Origin of the sequence: Promicromonospora panici, assembly GCF_900608595.1 — a bacterium.
Lineage (GTDB): Bacteria > Actinomycetota > Actinomycetes > Actinomycetales > Cellulomonadaceae > Promicromonospora > Promicromonospora panici.
In genome coordinates this window covers 225052-245318 of record NZ_UWYY01000011.1, presented here as the reverse complement: position 1 = coordinate 245318, position 20267 = coordinate 225052, and the positions used below count along the sequence as shown (strand labels likewise).

The following is a 20267-nucleotide window of genomic DNA, read 5'->3' as shown; positions in this document are numbered from 1 at the left end:
TTGCAGTCATCATCCGCTGGATGCTGACCCCATCCGGGGCAACCTCTTCAACTTACCAGACTCGAACCCGCCCCGCAAACTCGCTGGTCCTGAGGACCAGGTTGCTCTGCAAGAGAGGATCCACATCTGATATCCCGCAAGACAATGTGAACTGCCCTGCATCAGAGATGGGATCCAGCCCCGGCGCGGCCACTCGGTCCGTTTCCGGGCCTCGTGTCCGTCGGCCCGTCGGGCTGACATCCAGAACAGTACGTCAGGGGCTGGGGTGCGTCAAAGCCGGGGCGCGTGACGGCGCACACAGATGCGCTGTTCACCAGGTGTTTTTCCAAGAAGCCCTCAGCGGGGGGCGGTCCGAAGCCATGCCGGACCGCCGCTGGCGCCTCGTGGGGCGGCTGATTGGGCGTGGCCAGACCAAGAACTCCCCCGCTCGGCCATGTCTGCGTAATCTTTGATTCAGATTTCGCCATCCGGGCGCGTCAGTCGGCTCAGCTGGCCGCAGAGCCCAGCCTGAGGCCCAGAATTCCTCGAGTTCTCGGTGGGAGACGCCGTGGGTCTCGACGACCGGGCACCGCCGTCGGCCGAGGGTGTGGGCCCGACGTCGATGACCGCCAGGTCGCTGTAGACGCGGGACACACACTGAACGCCCGTGAGCGGGAGGGTGCACTCGGACACGAGCTTGGGCCGTCCGTCCTTGGTCAGCAGCGTCATCATGACGACGCTGCGCTTCGCACCTACGGCGAGATCCATCGCGCCGCCCACCGCGGGCACCGCGCCCGGCTTGCCCGTGGACCAGTTCGCGAGGTCGCCCGACGTCGAGACCTGGAATGCACCCAGTACACAGACGTCGATGTGACCGCCGCTAGCAGCCCCGTTCAGGTCCGGGTACGGGACAGATCCGCCTCGATCTCGCGGGCCGCGCGCAGCAGCGGGGGCAGGAACTCGGTGACCATCTCCTCGACGGTGCCACGGCGCACCGGGGCGGAGACGTTCACCGCGGCGACCACCCGGCCGGCCGCGTCGCACAGGGGCGCGGCGATCGAGCGCAGGCCCTCCTCCAGCTCCTGGTCGACGAGTGCCCAGCCCCGCTCACGGACGGTGTCCAGCTCCGCGCGCAGCAATCCCTTGTCGGTGATCGTGCGAGGGGTGAGCCGCGCCAAGGTGACGGCAGCGAGGAAGGCCTCGCGCTCGCCGTCGAGCACGTGGGCCAGAACCGCACGACCCATCGAGGTGGCGGCCGCCGGAAACCTGGTGCCGACCTGGATGGCCGCGGACATGATGCGGTGCGTCGCCACGCGGGCCACGTACACGATGTCGGCGCCGTCGAGAACGGCGACCGACGATGACTCGCCGACTTCCTCCGCGAGCTGCTCCAGGTGGGGCTGCGCCACCTCGGGCAGCGAAAGGCTCGACAGGTACGCGTACCCGAGCTCGAGCACCTGGGGACGTAGGGCGAACACCCGGCCGTCCGTCACGACATAGCCGAGCTCGACAAGGGTGTGCAGGAAGCGGCGCGCCGACGCCCGACTGAGCTCGGCCTCGCGGGCCACCTCGCTCAAGGTCATCCGGGCGCGGTCCGTACCGAACGCGCGGATCACCGCGAGCCCACGTTCGAGGGACTGCACGAACTCCCCCGACCGCGTGCCGGCGTCCTGAACGATCTCACTCATCTCAGGTCCTCCCTGCCGCGTGCGCGTCCGCTTCGCATCCCCGGCCGGGCATTCGGCCGCGCCAGCTTGCACGTGTGCGACCGAGGGGGGTGCGTCGCCTGGGCAGCACGCCCGTCCGGAACCTTCCCAGGGCCGGCATCGGGGCGCATCGTTGAGCTCCGATGCCCCAGGCCCTGGTCGCTCTCCGAACGGGTGTGCCGCAGGTGAACGTAGCCACAGCCGGAAGCCGTGGTCAACAGTCGGGTGTCCTGGGTCACAACCGTGACCTGATCGGGATGCACGTGACGGGGAACCCGACGGGGAACGCCCTTCCGAACCCCGGGCAACGAGAAAGCCCCTCACCTGGCTTTTCGCCTGGTGAGGGGCCGATGTGCGCCCGAAGGGATTCGAACCCCCAACCTTCTGATCCGTAGTCAGATGCTCTATCCGTTGAGCTACGGGCGCTCGTCGTGCTGCAGTGCTGCCGACCCGCCGTTCGCACGGCCGACCGACGAGAACATTACCGCCTGTTCGGCGCGGACCCAAACCCAAATCCGCGCTTCCCGGGGAGAACTCCGTCACAGCTCCCCGGAGACCCGGTTCGCGATCCGAACCGACGTTCCGAGGCCTCCCACAGTAAAGGTCCCGGGCGTCACGCGCGGCCGGGACCTTCCTGGCGGAGACGGAGGGATTTGAACCCTCGAACGGCTTGCACCGTTACCACCTTAGCAGGGTGGCGCACTAGACCTGACTATGCGACGTCTCCTCGCGACAGCTTCTACCCAGGCAGGGCGATGCCGCGCGGCCCAGGGTACCTGCCGTATGGCGGGCTGAGCAAAGCGGAGGGCCCGCAGGCACCTCGACCGGGCGCGATTCGCCGTCATCCCGCCGATTTTGCCGCCCGCACCGCCCTCCGCGCGGGGCCGGCCGACGCCGCCCGGGCAGCCGGCCGGCGTCAGATCGACGCCGATCCCGCGTATTTCATACAGCGTCAATAGCGAGTACATTCGCGAACATGGACTACGACGTCTTGGTCATCGGGTCGGGCTTCGGCGGCAGCGTTGCCGCCCTCCGCCTCACCGAGAAGGGCTATCGGGTAGGCGTGCTCGAGGCGGGCCGCAGGTTCGAGGACCACGAGTTCGCCAAGAACTCCTGGCACCTCAAGCAGTTCCTGTGGGCTCCGGCTCTCGGCTGTTACGGGATCCAGCGGGTGAGCCTGCTGCGCAATGTGCTGTGCCTGACCGGCGCCGGAGTCGGCGGCGGGTCGCTGGTCTACGCCAACACGCTGTACCGCCCCTTGGACCCGTTCTACGCGGATCCCGCCTGGTCGCACATCACCGACTGGAAGTCAGAGCTCGCGCCGTACTACGACCAGGCGGAGCGCATGCTCGGCGTCGTCCAGTACCACGGCCGGTCCCCGGCCGACGAGATCATCAGGGACGTCGCGGAGGACATGGGCGTGGGCCACACCTTCCGCCCCACCCGTGTCGGCGTGTACTTCGGGCCCGGTGGTGCCGAGGCGCCGTCGCCGGGCCGGCGTGCCCCGGACCCGTTCTTCGGCGGCGCAGGACCCGAGCGGACGGGCTGCACCGAGTGCGGCGAGTGCATGACCGGCTGCCGGCACGGTGCCAAGAACACGCTGGTCAAGAACTACCTGTACCTCGCGGAGCGCGCCGGCGCCGAGGTGCACCCGCTCACCACGGCCGCCGTCGTCCGTCCGCTGCCCGACGGCGGGTACGAGATCCGCACGCACCGCACCGGCAAGAAGTGGGCCGGCCACCGGACCTTCACGGCGCGGCACGTCGTGCTCGGGGCCGGCACGCTGGGCACGCAGCGACTGCTGCACGCCATGAAGGACGCCGGCACGCTGCCGCGGCTGTCGGAGCGGCTCGGGCACCTCACGCGCACCAACTCGGAGGCACTGCTCGGCGCACTGACGCACAAGGTCGGCTCGACCGACTACTCCCGCGGCGTCGCCATCACCTCGTCGTTCTACCCGAACGAGAACACCCACATCGAGCCCGTGCGCTACGGCCACGGCTCCAACGTCATGGCCGCGCTGCAGCACATCCTTGTGGACGGCGGGCCGTACCGGTTCGTGCGCTGGATCGGCCAGATGGGCAAGAACCTGAAGTGGCTGCCCGTGCTGATGGACTGGCGCCGCTGGTCCGAGCGGACCGTCATCGCCCTTGTCATGCAGGCCCACGACAACTCATTGATCACCATGACCAGGCGCTCCCCGTTCGGCCGGTTCATGACGTCGCGGCAGGGCACCGGTGCCCCCAACCCGAGCTGGATCCCTGAGGGGCACGAGGCCGTGCGACGCATGGCCGACAAGCTGGGCGACGACGGAGTCGAGGGCGTCGCGGGCGGCACGATCGGCGACCCGTTCAACATCCCGCTGACGGCGCACATCCTCGGTGGGTGTGCCATCGGTTCGGACGCGGACGGCGGCGTCGTCGACCCCTACCTGCGTGTGTTCGGCCACCATGGCCTGCACGTCATGGACGGCTCGGCGGTCACCGCGAACCTCGGCGTGAACCCCTCGCTGACCATCACCGCGCAGGCGGAGCGCGCGTGCGCGCTGTGGCCCAACGCCGGCGAACCCGACACGCGGCCTGCGCTCGGCACGGCCTACGTCCCCGTGGAGCCCGTACGGCCCGCGGCTCCCGCGGTGCCCGAGGCGGCGCCGGCCGCACTGCGCCTGCCCATCGTCGGCGTCAGCTAGCACGTTGCCGAAGTAGAGCGCCTGTCCGGGCCGACCCTGGATTTCACGGGTTCGGGCCGGACAGGCGCTCTACTTAGGCAACGATCACGAGCGGAGGGCGAGGGATTCGAACCCCCGGTGCGTTGCCGCACAACAGTTTTCAAGACTGTCACATTAGGCCGCTCTGTCAGCCCTCCTTGCACCACCCACGTCCTACCGTGCTACAGGCACGACGGCGCGGCCACACAGTCTAGCGTCCGCCGGAACAGCGACGGCGGGCCGCCCGCGAGGTGGCCCGCCGTCCGCGGAGTGCTGGAGAGTGGCTCAGCCCTGCGCCTGAGCGCCGGAGCGGAGCTGACGCATCGCGAGCTGGACCAGCGCGATGAGCGTCTGCTTGGTCGCCGCACGGGACCGTGCGTCCGTGTAGAGCATCGGCACGTGCGCGGGGATCTGCAGGGCCTCCCGCACGTCCTCGAGCCGGTGCTTGGCCACGCCGTCGAAGCAGTTCACGCCCACGACGAACGGGATGTTGCGCGACTCGAAGTAGTCGATGGCCGGGAAGCACTGTTCGAGGCGGTCGGTGTCGACCAGGACGACCGCACCGATAGCACCGCGCACCAGGTCGTCCCACATGAAGAGGAAGCGGTCCTGGCCCGGGGTGCCGAACAGGTACAGCCACAGGTTGCCCGGGAGCTCGACACGACCGAAGTCCATGGCCACCGTCGTGGTGGTCTTGCGGTCGGTGACACCACCGGCGTCGTCCACGCCCACCGAGTGCTCGGTCATCGCGGCTTCGGTGTTCAGCGGCTCGACGTCGGAGATCGAACCGATGAACGTCGTCTTGCCCACAGCGAAGCCACCGGCGACGACGATCTTGACGACCGTCGGCGCTGTGCGCTCGGCCGCGGGCTGCGCGCCCGGTGCCGCCTGCGCCCCGGCATTGCCGGCCGGCGCCTGCTGCATCACCGGCGGGGCAGGCTGTGCCTGCGCCGGACGAGACGCCTGAGCGGCGGGCGCCGGAGCGCCACCGCCCCCACCCAGCACGCTCTGGCGCGCAGGCGTGTTCGATGAAGCGGTCGCAGTGCCGGCGTTACCCGACACCGGGGCCCAGTTGGGACCGCTACGGGCCCCGCCGTCAGAGGGCGGAAATGCCATTCAGAACACTCTCCAAGACGCTCAGCGACAGGCCCGAGTTCGAGCTGCCGTGGCCTGTGTGGACGTTAACCGGTGTCGAGGTGTGCACGGTGACGTGCCCTTCCTCCTGCATGTCCGCCACAAGGATCCGGACGACACCCAGGGGCAGCCGCAGAAGGGCCGAGAGCTCGGCGATCGACACGTACGTGTGCGCGGCGTGCTGGAGGATCGCGCGCTTCTCGGGCGGCAACCCGAAACTGCTGACCGCGCCGGGCAGAACCTCCACGAGGGCCTCGAGCGGCAGGTCGGACAGCTCCGACCGCACCCGGCCTCCGGTGACCGCGTAGGGGCGCACGGTGGACGTCTCACGGACATCCCCCTGCCCCTGGGAACCGAAAGGTGCGTACGTCATGGTCGAGTCCTCATCCCACGCTGGCGGCTCGGGTCTGCCCATCGACCGGGAGGCTGCCACGCATCTCCGAGATCAGCTGTGGCGTGAGCGTGGCCTCGGTGCGGGACACCAGAAGAGCCATCTCGTAGCCGATGAGACCGATGTCGCAGGTGGCCTCCGCGACCACGCCGAGCACGGACCCGTTCGAGACGTTCATCAGGAAAAGGAACCCGTTGTCCATCTCGATGATCGCCTGACGGACATTACCGCCGTTGAGCTGCCGAGAAGCTCCACGCGTAAGGCTTGACATACCCGAAACGATCGCCGCGAGCTGGTCGCCGCTGGTGCGGTCGAGCTGGTCGGACATCGCCATGAGCAGGCCGTCCGCCGACACGACGAGCGTGTGCCGGCTGCCGGGAACGGTACGCACGAAGTTGTCGAGCAGCCACCCGAAATTCGTTGCTTCGGTGCTGAGGGTCACTCTCTGTTCCTCCTAGTCAGAATCCACAGACGCGCTTGCTTGTCACCGCGACTGCGGCGCTGAGTCAGGGACATGATTCACGGTCGAGGGTGCCCACGTCGAGTCCCCATCGGCCTTCTTGCCGTTCTCGTGCTCCGATTCGCCCCCGTCGACGGACTCCGACCGGCCACGCGCGGTGGCCGACTGGAATGCCGAGAGACGTGAGCGAAGCTGCTCGGGATCACGGTCGATGCGAGCTGAGAGACGCTCGACAGTGGGGTCCGCCCCGGTGCCGGAGGCACCGCGAGTGCGGCGGGTCAGACCGACATTGGCAACCTCGGTGTTGACGGCTGCTGGACGGTATGAGTCGTTCTCTTTCACATCATCTTCCTGGAAGGCCCCGCGGCGAAGAAGGCTCGTCATCTCCTCGTAGAGGACCGCCGAGGCCGTCCACTCCGACCGAGCCTCCACCGAGTCCCGCACGTACTCCGGGTCCAGTGGGTCCTTGCCGTCGCCGTCGGTGCCGGCAGCCCGCTTGGCGAGCGGAGCCGGTGAACCGTACGTCGGGTCGTACACAGCGCCTGTCGGGTACGGCTCGCTGAACTCGCGAGCGGGTGCCTCGAAGGACTGCTGCGCGGTCGCCATCGGTACGGCCTGAGTGGCCGGGCTCGATGCGAACGAGGAGGGTGCCTGCTCGGGAGCGGGCGCCGGGGCAGGCGCGGCCGCCGCGCGCGGCGCGGCGTCGACGAACGGGTTCGTACCTTGCGCGGGTGCCGGGGCCGCCTGCTGTGCGTTCGGCAGGGGAACCGTGCCACCCGCCGGGGCGCTCGGCACGGCCGGCGTCGCCGACGTCAGCGACTCCTGGACGGCCCGCTGGTAGCCCTCCTGGTAGCCGCGCTGGTAGGTCGGGTCCGCCACGGGCGCCTGCGGCGCCTGGACCGGGTAGGCGCCGGTCATGGGGGCCGCCTGCTGCGGAGCGGGGGCGCTCTGCTGCGGAGCGCTCGGCGCCTGGAACTCCTGCTGCTGGAAGTCCTGTCGCGGCTGGAGGTCCTGTCGCGGCTGGAAGTCCTGCAACGGCTGGAAGTCCTGCTGGGGCTGGAAGTCCTGCAACGGCTGGAAGTCCTGCTGCGGCTGGCCGCCCGGTGCCTGGAAGTTCTGCACCTGGAAACTCTGCGTCTCGACGTTCGGCGCGGGCGCCGCCGGGGCGCCGAAGGGCGGCACGCCGGTCACGGGGCCACCGACCGCCTGGATCGGACGCGATGCCGGGCGCTCCTGCGGCTGGTAGGCGCGCAGCTCACCGGTGGCCGGCTGGCCCGGACGGCGACCGAACAGGCCGCGCTTCTGCTGGGCCGGCTTGGCACCCTGCTGAGCCGCTGCCGTGGAGCGGCGGCTCGGAAGGTCCGCCATGAGCTCCTCGAACGCGGGCAGCGCCTCGAAGGACGAGTCGGGTCCCTCGGGAGCCTCCGCCCCGAAGCCCTGCGACTGTCCGCCGTCGCCCTGGTTCGGTCCGCCGAGGCCCTCCGGCCGCCCGCCGCCGAAGTTCTGAGCCGGGGCCGGGGCCTGAGCACCGCCCGCAGCCGGGAACCGCATCACGTCGGTGTCGGACATCCCCGGCAGCGCGGCGGGGTCCTGGGTGACCGGGTCGAGCTGCAGCGACTGGGTGCCACCGCCGTCGACCGGGTCGATCGTGTTCAGGGAGCGGAAGCTCGAGAAGAGCGCGCTGCGCTGGTCCACGTCCACCGCGGCCGGCGTGGTGTCCTCGAAGACCGGTGCGACCGGCTCCTCCTGCTTCGGCGCCCGCTGTCGGCTCGGCAGGGAATTGCCCTCGGACACGTTCGCCGGCGGGGCCCAGGCGTTGTCGTCGCCCTGGTACTCCTGCGGGAGCGACGGCGTCTGGATCTCCGGCAGCACGATCGAGCCGGTCGGGGTCGTCTCCGCCATCGGCTGGGCGGCGGTCGAGCTACGGCGCCGGGCCAGGCCGAGCGCCGTCGTGCCGTCCGTGAGGGCGTTGATGTCTACCTGCTGAGCGGCGGGAGCCGGCTGGGCCGCGAACGCGGCAGCGGCGACCTGCGACGTGCCGGTCGGGACCGGCATGCCGCCCTGCTGCGGGACGGAGGTCGTCGCCGGTGAGGCCGCCGTGATGCCGGGCGAGCCGAAACCGTTGTTGGGCGCACCCGCGCTCCGCATCGCGCCGGTACCCGGGCCCGTGGCCAGGCCGCCGTTGAACTGCGAGGCGGCCGCCTGCGTGTTGGCCTCCAGCGGATCCGTCGGCATCGGCAGCGGCATCGCGTTGTCCGGCATGAACAGCACCGCCGGGAAGCGGACGGTCACCTCGGTGCCCGTGCCGCCCTCGCCCACACCGAACGCGACCTGGGCGCCGAGGCGGTCCGACAGGCGGCCGACCACGTAGAGGCCGAGACGCTGGGCGCCGACGGCGTCCGACGCGGCGTGGCTGAGCACCTTGCGGTTCGCCTCTGCCACCTCGTCCGGGTTCATCCCCAGGCCGTGGTCGCGGACCACGACGGTCACGAACTGCTCGTCACGGGCCGTGGTGACCTCGACCGGCGTGTGGGGCTCGGAGAACATCGTCGCGTTCTCGAGAAGCTCGGCCAGCAGGTGCGCCGCGTTCAGCGCGTTGTGGCCCAGCATCATCGGGTCGACGACGAGGTTCAGGCGCACCCGGTCGTACAGCTCGATCTCGGACGACGCCGTACGGATGACGTCGGAGACCGGCATCGGCTGGCGGACGCGTCGACCGGAGTCGATGCCTGCGAGCACCAGGAGGGACTCCGCGTTGCGGCGCATCCGGGTCGCGAGGTGGTCGAGCCGGAACAGGTTCGACAGCGTCGACGGGTCTTCCTCGGAACGCTCGAGGTCGTCGAGGAACGCGAGCTGCCGGTTGAGGAGCACCTGGTCGCGGCGGGCCACGTTGACGAACATCTCGGCGATGGAGCCGCGAAGGGCTGCCTGTTCGCGGGCTACGTCGATGGTCGTTCTGTTGACGTCGTTGAACGCCGCGGCGAGCTGGCCGATCTCGTCCGACGACTCGACCGTGATCGGGTCCAGGTCGATGCTCGGGCCCTGACCCGGCACCGACACCTGCTCCACCAGGGTGGGGAGGCGGTCACGGACCACGCCGGCGGCCTGGGTGAGGCGGCGCAGCGGGGAGACCAGGCGGCGGGCGATCACGAGCGCCGTGATGATCGAGAAGCCGAGGGCCGCGATCGCGATGCCACCGGTGAGGTAGGCGCGGTTCGCGGCGACGTCGGCCCGCTCCTGCGCGAAGGCCGCGGAGTCCTCGCGGACCGCGTCACGAACGATGCGGCCCTCCTCGACCCACTTGGCGGACTCGTCCGGGAACGCCGCGCCCTGGGCCGGCTGGATCGCCGCGAGGTCGCCCCGCGCGACGGCACCGCGGACGGAGCCGTAGATGCCGTCCATGCCGGGCACCTGGTAGTCGCCGGGGATCCGGTCGAAGAGGTCCTGCGTGGCGTCCCACTCGCGGTCACCCAGGTTCACCTGGTCCGCGGCGCGCAGCGCCATGTTCTGGGCCGCATCCGGGCTCACCGCGGCGATGCCGAGGGTCAGGGCGACCAGCGGGCGCTCGTAGGTGGTCGTCAGCATCAGCTCGTCCATCGAGTAGTACGCCTCGAGGCGGGTGCCCAGCTCGCGGTCCTCGGACGTGTCGGCGATGGCGTCCATCACCTCGAGGGCGCCGTCGATGTAGGTGCCGTACGCCTCGGTCGCGACCTTCTCGGTGAGCCGTCCGGCAGCGACCTTCTTCTGCACGTCGGTGATGGCCGCGCGGTCCTCGATGGTCTCCGTGACGGCGGTCTTGACGCGCTGGTCCAGCATCGAGATGTCGATGTCCAGGAGCGCGTCGTCGCGCTTGTCGAGAGCGGTGATCGTCTGCGCCTGGGCCGCCGGGGCTGCCCACACCGGGTTGCCGTCGTCGTCCATGACGGGCTTGCCGTTCTCATCGACCTCAGGCGTGCCCTGCAGCAGAGCGCGACGGGCGGCCTCGCCGTCCGGGCCGTCGTCGGTCATCGCGACGATGTTGAGCGATCGTTCCTGCGCGAAAGTCGTTCCTGCCGCGTCCTGGTACTCCAGCGCGGCGACGAGATCGCTCGTCTGCTGCGCGCGCATCGCGTCGACCACAGACAGGCCGATGATGTACGCCGCTGCGATGACCAGGACGATGGCAGGCGTGACCAGTGTCGCAAGAACTTTCCCGCGCACTCCCAACCTGCGGAACATGCGTACCTCTCTCCATCACTGATCCGGAAGGGGTGGCGTGCTCGTGCCCGCCGTACATCCCTCGGTGCTGCGTACAAGTTACCGGCACCCGGTTTCCGCTACGACCCTCGTGAGGCCACACGGAAGTAGGCTTCATCGATGTGCGAGCCGTCACGATATCCGGACCGGGCCCCTCAGGGAAACTCTCCCTTTCATCCCTGAATCACCCGATTGCTGGCCAAAGCGACGTAGTGATCACCGTCGCCGCTGCCGGCGTGAATCGCGCTGACCTGCTCCAACGGGCCGGATACTACCCCCCTCCCCCGAATGCTCCCGACTGGCCAGGCCTTGAGATATCCGGAACTGTGAAGCGTGTCGGACTCGGCGTGTCGCGTTGGCACGCCGGAGACCGGGTGGTCGCGCTGCTCGAAGGCGGCGGTTACGCGGAAGAGGTGGTGGTCCGCGAGACGCAGGTTCTCCCGGTACCGAGCGGCGTCGACCTGGTCGACGCCGCAGCCCTCCCCGAAGCAGCATGCACTGTCTGGAACAACCTTGTCGACGTCGGCGGGCTGCGTTCCGGCGAATGGGCGCTGGTCCACGGCGGATCCGGCGGCATCGGCACCACCGCCATCCAGGTCGCGCGCGCCCTGGGTGCGCGCGTGGCCACGACCGCCGGCGGGCCGGAGCGCACGGCGCGGTGCGCCGAGCTCGGGGCGGACCTCGTCATCGACCACCGGGAGCAGGACTTCGTCGAGGAGGTGCGGCGAGCGACGGACGGCCGCGGCGCCGACGTCGTCCTCGACCTGCTCGGCGGCGGTGCCCTGGGCGACAACGTCCGCGCCCTGGCGCGAGGCGGGCGCCTGGTGGTCATCGGCATGCAGCAGGGGCGGCGCGGCGAGCTCGACCTCAGCGCCCTGCTCGCCCGGCGCGGTACGGTCACCGGCACGCTGCTCAGGTCGCGGCCCTCGGACGAGAAGGCGCGCATCGTGGCCGACACCGAGCAGCACGTGTGGCCGATGATCGCTGACGGGCGGGTGCGGCCGGTCGTGCACGCCCGGATCCCGTTCGCCGAGGCGCAGTCCGCGCACGATCTGCTGGAGTCGGGCGAGGCCTTCGGCAAAGTGCTCCTGGTCCCCTGATCAACTCGTGCCTATATATAGGCATGGCCGACAATTTCGTTCCCGCGCCGAAGCTGCCATGCGGACGACAACCAATTCGGGCAAGACTGGGCCCATGACCGACGAGCGATCGAACTCCCAGCCCGACGAGCGACGCGACGACACCCCCGACCGGGACGAGGCGGACCGCCGCCCCACCGCCGGCCCGACCACCATCCACCCCCAGGTGGTGACGCCCGACGGCGCGGCGGTGCCGCCGGAGCGCAAGCCCGGCGGCTCCGGCGAGGACGACGAGATCGACGAGGCCGAGGCCGTCGTCGGTCAGGTCGAGGAGCCGGCCAAGGTCATGCGCATCGGCGGCATGATCAAGCGGCTGCTCGACGAGGTGCGCGACGCCCCGCTGGACGAGGCGGCACGCACGCGCCTGGCCGAGATCCACGAGCGCTCGATCCACGAGCTCGAGGACGGGCTCTCCCCCGACCTCGTCGACGAGCTGCACCGGATCACGCTGCCGTTCTCCGACGACTCGACGCCGTCCGAGGCCGAGCTGCGCGTGGCCCAGGCACAACTCGTGGGCTGGCTCGAGGGCCTGTTCCACGGCATCCAGACGGCGCTCGTGGCGCAGCAGATGGCGGCTCAGGCGCAGCTCTCGCAGATGCGGCGCGCGCTGCCGCCCGGCACCGCCGCGTTCGGCCCCGCCGGCCCAGGCGGCCCCACCATGCCGGGCGGGCAGGACGACGAGCAGGGCGGCGAGCGCCGGACCCCTGGCCAGTACCTCTGACCTGCCGCCCCGTGCCACCGCTCCGCACCCGGCCGGGACGGGCGGCGGCGCGGGTCAAGGCTCGGGCGCTCCCCGGGCACTCAGAGGTCGGTGGGATCTACCAGAAAGCCGTCCTCGTCGGCGATCTCGCCTCCAGCGGCAGCCTGGATGGCGCCGGCGAGCCGGGCCACCAGCTCTGCCGCGCGCTTCCGCGCGATGCGCAGCTCCATGGCGGGGAACTCCCGCTGTGACTCCACGAGGTCCTGCGGCTCCCAGTGCACCCAGTAGCGCACGGCGCCCTGCTCGGCCCACGGCAGGCCGCGCAGCAGGCGCGGCAACTTCTCCTCGCCGCTGATCTCCACCGACACGATGCCGTCGACGCCGAGCTCCACTACCAGGCCGTACCCGTCGAGGACACGCGGGCCCGTGAGGGCCTTGATGTCGTAGTCGTCGGCGGCCGCGTGCAGCTTCCTGCGCAGCTCGGGGTCCAGCGGGTCGCCCGGGTAGAGCGGCTTCTCCGCGATGCCCTTCGGTGGCCCGCCCCACTCCTGGCCCTCCATGTGGAGGCGGGCGCGCGGGTGAATCTTCTGCAGGATCGTGTGCGCGGCCTGCGGGTCGAGCCAGACGTCGGAGTACACGGTCATGTCGATGGCGGCCCCGGCGTCCGGGGTGAGCACCACGCCGGCGCCGGGCTTCGCCGTCGGACCGCCGGAGCCGTCCCACATGCCGCCGACGTCCAGGCGGAGGGAACCACCCAGCCGGCGCGCGACGGCGACCAGCCACTCGACGAGGCGGCGTTCCTCCCGTTCGGGCATCCCGGCGGCGAAGGCGCGCCCGATGCCGTCGCGGTCGCCCGCGGGGAACGGCACCTCGCCGCGCTCCCGGTGGCAGACGACGTCGAATGCCATCGCGGCGCCCGGCGGGACACCGAGGTCGAACCCGTCGCCCGTGGGCAGGTACGGCCCGTTGATCACGGCGTGCCGGGAGATCCGCAGCACGCCCACCTCCTTGCCCTGCGCACGGCGGCCCTGCGGGGCGCCGGCCACGTTGCCCGGGAGGATGCCGGCCGGGACCACGTCCCAGCGGGTGGCCGAGAAGCGGGAGAGCGCGAGGACCTCGATCTCGTCCAGCTCCACGTCGCCAGGCACTGTGAGGATGTGCCGCGCCTGGTGTGCCTGCGCCACCGTGCGTGGCAGGGGCGGGAGCTGGGGAGAGGCCATCGGGGTCCCTTCTGACGTCCGGGTGCCCGGTCCGCGCCGGGCACCCGGAGCCTACCGCTCGGCGAGGGTCCGCCGACGCCGCGTCAGGTCCAGGCGGTCACACCGCGGTGCGGTGGAAGTTCTTCGAGGAGCGGGACGCCGTCGGGCCGCGCTGGCCCTGGTAGCGGGAGCCGTACAGGTCCGACCCGTACGGGTGCTCCGACGCCGACGAGAGCCGGAAGAAGCACATCTGCCCGATCTTCATGCCAGGCCACAGCTTGATCGGCAGGGTCGCGACGTTGCTCAGCTCCAGCGTCACGTGCCCGCTGAACCCGGGGTCGATGAAGCCGGCGGTCGAGTGCGTGAGCAGGCCCAGCCGGCCCAGGGAGGACTTGCCCTCGAGGCGCGCGGCGACGTCGTCGGGCAGGCTGACCGCCTCGAACGTGCTACCCAGCACGAACTCGCCCGGGTGCAGCACGAACGCGTCGCCGTTGTCCGCCTCCACGAGGCGGGTGAGCTCGGGCTGGTCCTCCGCCGGATCGATGAACGGGTACTTGTGGTTGTCGAACAGCCGGAAGTACTTGTCGAGGCGCACGTCGATGCTCGACGGCTGCAGCATCGACGGTTCGTACGGGTCGAGGACTACGCGGTCGGCCTCGAGCTCGGCACGGATATCGCGGTCGGAGAGGAGCACCCGGATACGGTACTGGGCCACGCAGGACGGCGCCGCCCCGTCCCGGGGTGGCGCCGTGACAGGGCGGCCGTCACCACTGCAGCGGCTTGTGCTTCGCGTCCACCGACCAGTAGCCCTTGCGCATGACGAGGTACAGGATGCCCTCGATGCCGCCCCAGATCGCCGGCACGAACCACGCGTTCCCCAGCGACACCGCCGTGATGAGCAGCATGATCCAGCCCAGGCCCTTGTAGCCCAGATAGAACCGGTGGGCGCCGACCACGCCGAGCAGGATCCCGAGGAGGCCGGCGGTGACGCGGGACTTGCGCCCGGGCACGTGCTCCGGCGGCGGGGTGGGACGGTCGTAGTCGTACTGCTGCTGGTAGTTCGCCGGACCGCCGCCGGCCGGGCCGCCGGTCTTCGGCGTCTGCAGGGCACGCGTCTCGCGCGGCGGCTGCGGAGGTTTCGGCGGGCGCGGGGGCAGCGGCTTCGTCTCCTGGTAGATCGGCTCGGTCGGCTTCTCGCTGGGGTGCTCGGTCACGGCTGCTCCGGCTGCTCGGCGACACTCGCTCGGAACCCGGTTCGGGCATCCGGGCGAGGTTGGGTATGATCGGGTCGCGCGCCAGGTTCACGGGCGCTGTTGCGGAACCCTAGCGGGATTCGCAAACAGCAGATACCCGGGCAGAACCGGACGATGCGGGTGTAGTTCAATGGTAGAACTTCAGCTTCCCAAGCTGATAGCGCGGGTTCGATTCCCGTCACCCGCTCCACAGGCTCCGCCCCAGGTCAGAGGATGTTTCCTGACCTGGGGCGGAGTTCTTTCCAGAGGGCTCGGGTCCGGCCCTGCTCAGACCCGGAGCGGCGCCGTCACGTGCAGCGAGACGGGCAGGCCGCGTTCGGCGGCCGGCACCCAGCCGCTCCAGCACCTCCACGCCGACGGCCCATCGCCGCTGTGGTGCCCCAGGCGCTCGGTCAGGTGGAGCAGCCCGGCCAGCTTCATCGCGTCAGGCACCCGCGCGGCGACGACGTCGACGGTCAGTACACCCACGACGTCGTCCTCGAGATCGAGGTGATCGACGCCCGCCCGCACGTCCAGGGTCTGGATGTCGAAGATGTGGGCGATGAGCGCCGTGACCCCGACCAGCTCCGCGAGGTGCGCCCCCGGCATCGGGCAGTCGTCGGGGCTCGCGTCGCACGACCCGGCCGTCATGCCGGCCACGCACGGACCGAACGCGCTGTTCCACGGAGCTCGCCGTAGACGAACATCTCCATGCCCTTCCAGCGGCCGGACCAGATCGTGAAGCCCGGCTGCGTGGCCGGGTAGTCCGTCGCGACGGTGATCCCGAGCTGGGCGGCGATGTCCGCCCCCTCGTTCAGCCGTGCCGGATGCACGACCAGACGATCGCGAAACACCTCGACCCACTTGACCCTCGCGTCCCCTACTTCCGCCAGCAGGTCCGACGCACCGGCCGCAGAATCGGCCAGGCTGCCCGCAATCGTTGCCATCTCTCCCACCTCTCTGCACCTACCTCTAGGCGCATAGACAGCCTGTTGGGGGTTAACTGGAGGTCGCAACCGCTACGCCGAAAAGTTGCGTATACGCACTGGCTGCGGGTTAGGTGGGTTCCGTGTCTAGAGAGGGACGTGTGACTGCCGCAAGCATCGCCAGGGATCTTCGTGCCGCGATCCGCTCCGGGACTTACAAACCGGGCGATCGTCTTCCGAGCGAAGCAGCGCTCATGTCGAACTACGGCGTGGCGCGCATGACCGCGCGCCACGGGCTGTCCATGCTCAAGGACGAGGGCCTGACCGTCACCCGGCACGGCTCGGGTGTGTTCGTCCGCGCCTTCGAGCCGATCATCCGGGACAGCACCGGCGGCAAGGTCGACGACTCCACGGTGACCGCCGAGATCGACGAGACCGGTGCCGGACTTCTGGTCCGCACGCTCGCCGTCACGGCGGAGACCGAGCCCTCGGAGAGGATCCGAACCACGCTCGGCCTCGCCGAAGGCGACAAGGTCACCGTGCGCGAGCGCCTGCACCTGCGAGAACGCAAGCCCGTGCTGTTCGCGACGTCGTACCTGCCCGCGTCGATCGCGGCGGGCACGCCTATCGCGGACCAGGACGTGGGCCCGGGCGGCACGCACGCGCGCCTGACCGAGGCCGGGCACGCGCCGGTGCGGTTCCGCGAGGACGTGGTGGCCCGGATGCCGACCATCGAGGAGATCGAGGAGCTGCGGATCGAGCCCGGTACGCCGGTGCTGTCGGTCACGCGGACGGCCTTCACGAAGGACGGCACGCCGGTCGAGGTCAGCCACGTGGTGCTCGACGCCGGGGAGTTCATGCTCCGGTACGACATCGACGGCTGAGCCGGAGAATCTGAGCGGCAGACTCTGAGCCGCGGGCTCAGCCTTGGCCTGGCCGCGCCCGCGGCTTGAGGCGCAGGTCGGGCAGTGCCGGCGCGCGCAGGGGCCCGCTCGAGTAGCCGTGCACCTGGCCGAACCGGCGCCCGGCGGCGCCGTCGGCGTATCCCGTCGCGCCGCCCTGCCCTGCGGGGCCGAGCTCCGCGACCTGAGCCATCCAGTCGTCGCGGGCCCGGACGATGTCCTCGTGCGTGCGGCCCATGAAGTTCCACCACATGATGACGTCCTCCGCGAACGGCAGCCCGCCGATCAGGACCGCCCGCGCGGGCGCCCCGGCGCCCGCCCGCACTACGAGCGCGGGCCGCCCCGGCGCCACGTAGCCGAGGTTCGACGTCGGCACGGCGCACCCCTCGAACGCCACCGCACCGGTGTCCACGAGCAGGGCGTGCTCGTGCGCAGGGTCGACGGCGAGCCGCACCTCGGCCCCCGGCTCCAGGTCGATCTGGGCGCCCACGAGCGGCGTGTACGCCGTCGCGGGTGAGTCCAGGTCCCGCCCGCCCACGGCGAGGCGTCCGATGAACACCTGCACGACGGCGCCGTCGACCCGCGCGACCGGGAGATCGCCGTGGTGCTCGAAGTGCGGGTCGACGCCGAGCGCGGAGCCGGGCAGCGCCGTCCACAGCTGGACGCCGTGCAAGCGGGGCGGGCGCCCTTCCGAAGGCGACTCCTCCGAGTGCGAGATGCCCGCGCCCGCCGTCATCAGGTTGAGCTCGCCCGGCCGGACCGTCTGGAGCGAGCCCACGGAGTCGCGGTGCAGGATCTCGCCCTCGAAGAGCCAGCTCACGGTCTGCAGCCCGGTGTGCGGGTGGGGTGGGACCTGCATGCCCGCGCTGGAGGACACGTCGTCGGGTCCGTAGTGATCGCTGAAGCACCATGCCCCCACGAGCGACCGGGACCGCTGCGGGATGGTGCGACGCACGTTCATCGCGCGAGGCCCACCGAGGGGCACGTCGCGGGGCGTGAGGAGCTCTATGCCGTCGCGCTGCTCGCCCGCAGTGCAGACCTGCTCGGCCGGCCGGGTCTCGAGGTTGCTCATGGGCCGAGCCTAGATCGGCGTCGGAAGATCGGAGACAAGGCCAGGGCCCCCGGGGCAGGCCGGGGGCCCTGGCTTGAACCGCGCAGCCATGGTCCGCTTTCTTCGAGGACCAGACCGTCGTGTCGACGTCACGACCCCGATGCGCTCGTCAGGCCCGGACCGCCAGGCCTGTTCTCCACGGACGCTTCGGACGCGGGCGGTCTTCCGGCCCCGTACAGGCACCTGTGGCGTCATCCACAGCCCGCACCGCGGTACGGGACGTCCTGTCGTTCTCCGGTCAACCATGTGTCCGATGCTCGGGCCGGTCGGTACTGCTGCAGCGCACCGTATCTGCACCCGAATCGTCGAACCATTGCCTCGTTTCTATCCGCGTGCCGTGAAAGCGGCAACCGCTCCACGGTTGTAATTTTCACCCTGTGTTTACCCACAGTTCTGTCCACAGGTGCAACCCCGGATTTCCCGCACCACACACAGGCCTGTGGACAAAATCTGTGGATAACTGGAACGGCGTCAGACCCAGGCGCGCGAGCCTGGCGCACCACCCGCGGTCGGGTCGTTGCGCCCCTCGAGCTCCTCGGGGGTGGCGATGAAGCCGCCGTCGTCCACGAGGATTCCCGCGATGCGGCTCTGGAGCGCTACCGCGAGGCGGGCGAGCGAGACGCGCATGCGTGCCCGGGCGATGACGTGCAGGCCGGACGCGTGCTCCAGCTCCAGCTCGTACGGGTCGGCGGGCATCCAGCTCAGGCGGTAGGCGAACGGTCCGTAGCTGCGCCAGTCCAGGGCACCGAGCGCGCGCGGCACCCGGTCGACGCGCTCCACGTCGATCACTATCGAGCCGTCGTACGCGGTGCTGCCCACCAGCGTGTAACGCGGCGACCCGTCGGGCGTGGCCTGGTCGGCGGACACGTCAGCGGTGGCGATCAGCGACCGCAGCATGGGCAGCACGTCGCCCGGCAGGAGCGCGTGCGCCGCGTAGAGCGCGAGGTTGACGGACGCGGCGGGGTCCGGGACCAGTGGCTGCCGGCCGTCGGCGAGCACGCCACCCGCCGTCTTCCGGGCCGCGGCGACCATCCACTGCACGATGCGCAGCTCCTCCCCCTGCGGGAGCGCGTGTGGGAAGGCGCGGGCGATACCGTCCCGGTCGCCGTACGACGTCGGCGCCGCGCCGCGGACGTCTCGCAGGCCGTCGCCGCGCGCGACCGAGTACGCCTCCGCCTTGGCCGCGGAGATCTCGAGCTCGGCGAGGTGCGCCTCACCGACCTCGAACGGGCCGGTGGCGACATGACCCTCGCCGAGGCGCATGACACCGGGAACGAGCGAGTCCGGCTGCGCCATGCCCCGGAACCGGGCACCCGCCATCCGTCGCGCGCCCGAGGTGCGGGACGGTTCTCGGAGCCATGCGACATCGGAGAACCACGCGGCAGCGAGCTCACTGACCGCGACCGGGCCGTTCGTACTGGGCAGGATCAGAATGTGACCCGAGGCGTGTTCCGCTGGAATCACACCCGCCAGAAATGTCATGCGGGGAACTTTACTGCCGGGCACTTTCCCCCATGATGCGGGCATGTTACAGAGAGGAAACACGCTCGTGACAAGACATGCACTTCCGGCTCGCCGTCGACCGAATCTGAATTGTGCGGAGGCGCAAATACATGCTTATGAATGCTCATGGCGACTGAGTCTCAGTACAAGAAGGTGAAATCTGCGGTTCAACTCGCGCAAAATCGGTTTATGACGACTCGGCGCCATCTCTCCGGAGGAGCGGGCGCGCCCGGGCAAGCGACGACCGATCCGGGGTTCCAGTTACCTGACGTGGCGGGCATATGATGTCAGCATGCCCAAGATCATCGGCAAGAGCCTGCACGAGCACCGCCAGATGACGAGGCACAAGCTGTTCACCGCTCTGTCCACCCTCATGGCGGAGCGCGGGTTCGACACCATCACCCTGGCCGACATCGCCGCGGCGGCGCACGTCGGCCGAACCGCTGTGTACAACCACTTCCACGACAAGGAAGCGCTGCTCCTCGGGTTCATCACCCACGAGACGGAGCAGTACGCCCACACGCTGGAGCGCGCGCTCGACGGCGTGAGCGACCCCGTGGAACAGCTGCGTACCTACATCCGCCAGCAGGCTCAGCTCACCCGTGTCTTCCATCTCGCCCCCGGCCCGGACCTGCGAACCGTCCTGTCCCGCGCCACGCAGCAGCGTCTGCGCGAGCACGCCGACATCGTGGAGGCGATCCTGCGCCGGATCCTCACCGCGGGGATCGACGCCGGGACGTTCCCGCCTCAGGACATCGAACCGACCGTGCACCTCGTCAACGCGTGCCTGTCCGGCCGGCTGATCCCCGACGAGCCCGTCGCCCGCGAGCGCACGATCCGCGCGGCCGAGTCGTTCGTGCTGCGCGCGGTCGGCGCCCGGGTGCCGGAGCGCGTCCCGGCCTGAGCCGGGTCATTCGCCGAGGTAGAAGTGTGGCGAGGTAG

General features: G+C 70.3%; 17 protein-coding genes, 4 tRNA genes and 1 pseudogene. 6 read left to right on the top strand and 16 right to left on the bottom strand.

The window, feature by feature from the left end; all coding sequences use genetic code 11:
* Positions 1-588: 588 nt before the first annotated feature.
* The 4 genes and pseudogenes from EW117_RS30205 to EW117_RS14920 all read right to left on the bottom strand — a co-directional run.
* A pseudogene (locus tag EW117_RS30205) lies at positions 589-897 on the bottom strand (CoA-transferase); the annotation flags it as partial.
* Positions 873-1667: an IclR family transcriptional regulator domain-containing protein gene (locus tag EW117_RS14930; protein WP_129787502.1), complete on the bottom strand. Its 795-nt coding sequence runs from the start codon at positions 1665-1667 to the stop codon at positions 873-875. The gene EW117_RS14930 and the pseudogene EW117_RS30205, both read right to left, overlap by 25 nt.
* A gap of 371 nt (positions 1668-2038) precedes the next feature.
* Positions 2039-2111 (bottom strand) — tRNA-Arg (locus EW117_RS14925).
* 209 nt (positions 2112-2320) lie between these two features.
* Positions 2321-2412, bottom strand: a tRNA-Ser gene (locus EW117_RS14920).
* Positions 2413-2661: 249 nt separating this feature from the next.
* Between EW117_RS14920 and EW117_RS14915 the strand changes: the two genes are divergently transcribed.
* Positions 2662-4374 (top strand): GMC oxidoreductase, encoded by a 1713-nt coding sequence (locus EW117_RS14915; protein WP_129787501.1) that lies wholly within the window; start codon positions 2662-2664, stop codon positions 4372-4374.
* 91 nt (positions 4375-4465) lie between these two features.
* Here EW117_RS14915 and EW117_RS14910 read toward each other — a convergent pair.
* The 5 genes from EW117_RS14910 to EW117_RS14890 all read right to left on the bottom strand — a co-directional run bounded on the left by EW117_RS14910 (position 4466) and on the right by EW117_RS14890 (position 10595).
* Positions 4466-4550, bottom strand: a tRNA-Ser gene (locus tag EW117_RS14910).
* Between the two features lie 127 nt (positions 4551-4677).
* Positions 4678-5316, bottom strand: a complete 639-nt coding sequence (locus EW117_RS14905; RefSeq protein WP_422890939.1) for a GTP-binding protein — start codon at positions 5314-5316, stop codon at positions 4678-4680.
* Positions 5317-5488: 172 nt separating this feature from the next.
* Positions 5489-5899, bottom strand: a complete 411-nt coding sequence (locus EW117_RS14900) for a DUF742 domain-containing protein (RefSeq protein WP_020017526.1) — start codon at positions 5897-5899, stop codon at positions 5489-5491.
* A 10-nt stretch (positions 5900-5909) separates the two neighbouring features.
* Positions 5910-6359 (bottom strand): roadblock/LC7 domain-containing protein, encoded by a 450-nt coding sequence (locus tag EW117_RS14895; RefSeq protein ID WP_020017525.1) that lies wholly within the window; start codon positions 6357-6359, stop codon positions 5910-5912.
* 42 nt (positions 6360-6401) lie between these two features.
* The gene (locus tag EW117_RS14890) at positions 6402-10595 is read right to left on the bottom strand and encodes an ATP-binding protein (protein ID WP_129787499.1); all 4194 of its coding nucleotides are present in this window, start codon (positions 10593-10595) and stop codon (positions 6402-6404) included.
* A 140-nt stretch (positions 10596-10735) separates the two neighbouring features.
* On the opposite strand from EW117_RS14890, the gene EW117_RS14885 reads away from it, so the two are divergent.
* Complete coding sequence (locus tag EW117_RS14885; protein ID WP_129787498.1) at positions 10736-11713, top strand: NAD(P)H-quinone oxidoreductase; 978 nt, start codon at positions 10736-10738, stop codon at positions 11711-11713.
* A 94-nt stretch (positions 11714-11807) separates the two neighbouring features.
* On the top strand, positions 11808-12473 hold the full coding sequence (locus tag EW117_RS14880; protein ID WP_129787497.1) for a bacterial proteasome activator family protein: 666 nt from the start codon (positions 11808-11810) through the stop codon (positions 12471-12473).
* 80 nt (positions 12474-12553) lie between these two features.
* Here the strand turns inward: EW117_RS14880 and EW117_RS14875 are convergent, their stop codons facing one another.
* From EW117_RS14875 to EW117_RS30200, 3 genes are all read right to left on the bottom strand, one after another.
* On the bottom strand, positions 12554-13672 hold the full coding sequence (locus EW117_RS14875) for a hypothetical protein (RefSeq protein WP_129787496.1): 1119 nt from the start codon (positions 13670-13672) through the stop codon (positions 12554-12556).
* A 97-nt stretch (positions 13673-13769) separates the two neighbouring features.
* Positions 13770-14345: a dCTP deaminase gene (dcd, locus tag EW117_RS14870; RefSeq protein WP_129787495.1), complete on the bottom strand. Its 576-nt coding sequence runs from the start codon at positions 14343-14345 to the stop codon at positions 13770-13772.
* Positions 14346-14415: 70 nt separating this feature from the next.
* On the bottom strand, positions 14416-14865 hold the full coding sequence (locus tag EW117_RS30200) for a TM2 domain-containing protein (RefSeq protein ID WP_242504301.1): 450 nt from the start codon (positions 14863-14865) through the stop codon (positions 14416-14418).
* A 155-nt stretch (positions 14866-15020) separates the two neighbouring features.
* Here EW117_RS30200 and EW117_RS14860 point away from each other — a divergent pair.
* Positions 15021-15094: transfer RNA gene (locus EW117_RS14860), tRNA-Gly, on the top strand.
* A gap of 77 nt (positions 15095-15171) precedes the next feature.
* On the opposite strand, the gene EW117_RS14855 is transcribed toward EW117_RS14860, so the two are convergent.
* A complete protein-coding gene (locus tag EW117_RS14855) occupies positions 15172-15543 on the bottom strand; it encodes a hypothetical protein (protein ID WP_129787494.1) in 372 nt (123 codons plus the stop codon).
* Positions 15531-15830 carry a hypothetical protein gene (locus EW117_RS14850; protein WP_129787493.1) on the bottom strand — a complete coding sequence of 100 codons (300 nt, stop codon included), beginning with the start codon at positions 15828-15830 and terminating at the stop codon, positions 15531-15533. Before EW117_RS14850 ends, EW117_RS14855 begins: the two co-directional genes overlap by 13 nt.
* A gap of 113 nt (positions 15831-15943) precedes the next feature.
* Here EW117_RS14850 and EW117_RS14845 point away from each other — a divergent pair, with 113 nt between their 5' ends.
* The gene (locus tag EW117_RS14845; RefSeq protein WP_340641092.1) at positions 15944-16693 is read left to right on the top strand and encodes a GntR family transcriptional regulator; all 750 of its coding nucleotides are present in this window, start codon (positions 15944-15946) and stop codon (positions 16691-16693) included.
* A 37-nt stretch (positions 16694-16730) separates the two neighbouring features.
* On the opposite strand, the gene EW117_RS14840 is transcribed toward EW117_RS14845, so the two are convergent.
* Complete coding sequence (locus tag EW117_RS14840) at positions 16731-17783, bottom strand: pirin family protein (protein ID WP_129787492.1); 1053 nt, start codon at positions 17781-17783, stop codon at positions 16731-16733.
* 510 nt (positions 17784-18293) lie between these two features.
* On the bottom strand, positions 18294-19304 hold the full coding sequence (locus EW117_RS14835) for a hypothetical protein (protein ID WP_242504300.1): 1011 nt from the start codon (positions 19302-19304) through the stop codon (positions 18294-18296).
* Between the two features lie 313 nt (positions 19305-19617).
* Here EW117_RS14835 and EW117_RS14830 point away from each other — a divergent pair, with 313 nt between their 5' ends.
* Positions 19618-20229, top strand: a complete 612-nt coding sequence (locus EW117_RS14830; RefSeq protein WP_129787491.1) for a TetR/AcrR family transcriptional regulator — start codon at positions 19618-19620, stop codon at positions 20227-20229.
* Positions 20230-20267 lie beyond the last annotated feature (38 nt).

Bases quoted from the DNA above. Each gene is read 5' to 3' on its own strand.
- EW117_RS14930 (WP_129787502.1), bottom strand. From the start codon at position 1,667: ATGAGTGAGATCGTTCAGGACGCCGGCACGCGGTCGGGGGAGTTCGTG.
- EW117_RS14915 (WP_129787501.1), top strand. From the start codon at position 2,662: ATGGACTACGACGTCTTGGTCATCGGGTCGGGCTTCGGCGGCAGCGTT.
- EW117_RS14905 (WP_422890939.1), bottom strand. From the start codon at position 5,316: ATGCAGCAGGCGCCGGCCGGCAATGCCGGGGCGCAGGCGGCACCGGGC.
- EW117_RS14900 (WP_020017526.1), bottom strand. From the start codon at position 5,899: ATGACGTACGCACCTTTCGGTTCCCAGGGGCAGGGGGATGTCCGTGAG.
- EW117_RS14890 (WP_129787499.1), bottom strand. From the start codon at position 10,595: ATGTTCCGCAGGTTGGGAGTGCGCGGGAAAGTTCTTGCGACACTGGTC.
- EW117_RS14880 (WP_129787497.1), top strand. From the start codon at position 11,808: ATGACCGACGAGCGATCGAACTCCCAGCCCGACGAGCGACGCGACGAC.
- EW117_RS14875 (WP_129787496.1), bottom strand. From the start codon at position 13,672: ATGGCCTCTCCCCAGCTCCCGCCCCTGCCACGCACGGTGGCGCAGGCA.
- EW117_RS14850 (WP_129787493.1), bottom strand. From the start codon at position 15,830: ATGGCAACGATTGCGGGCAGCCTGGCCGATTCTGCGGCCGGTGCGTCG.
- EW117_RS14840 (WP_129787492.1), bottom strand. From the start codon at position 17,783: ATGAGCAACCTCGAGACCCGGCCGGCCGAGCAGGTCTGCACTGCGGGC.
- EW117_RS14835 (WP_242504300.1), bottom strand. From the start codon at position 19,304: ATGACATTTCTGGCGGGTGTGATTCCAGCGGAACACGCCTCGGGTCAC.
- EW117_RS14830 (WP_129787491.1), top strand. From the start codon at position 19,618: ATGCCCAAGATCATCGGCAAGAGCCTGCACGAGCACCGCCAGATGACG.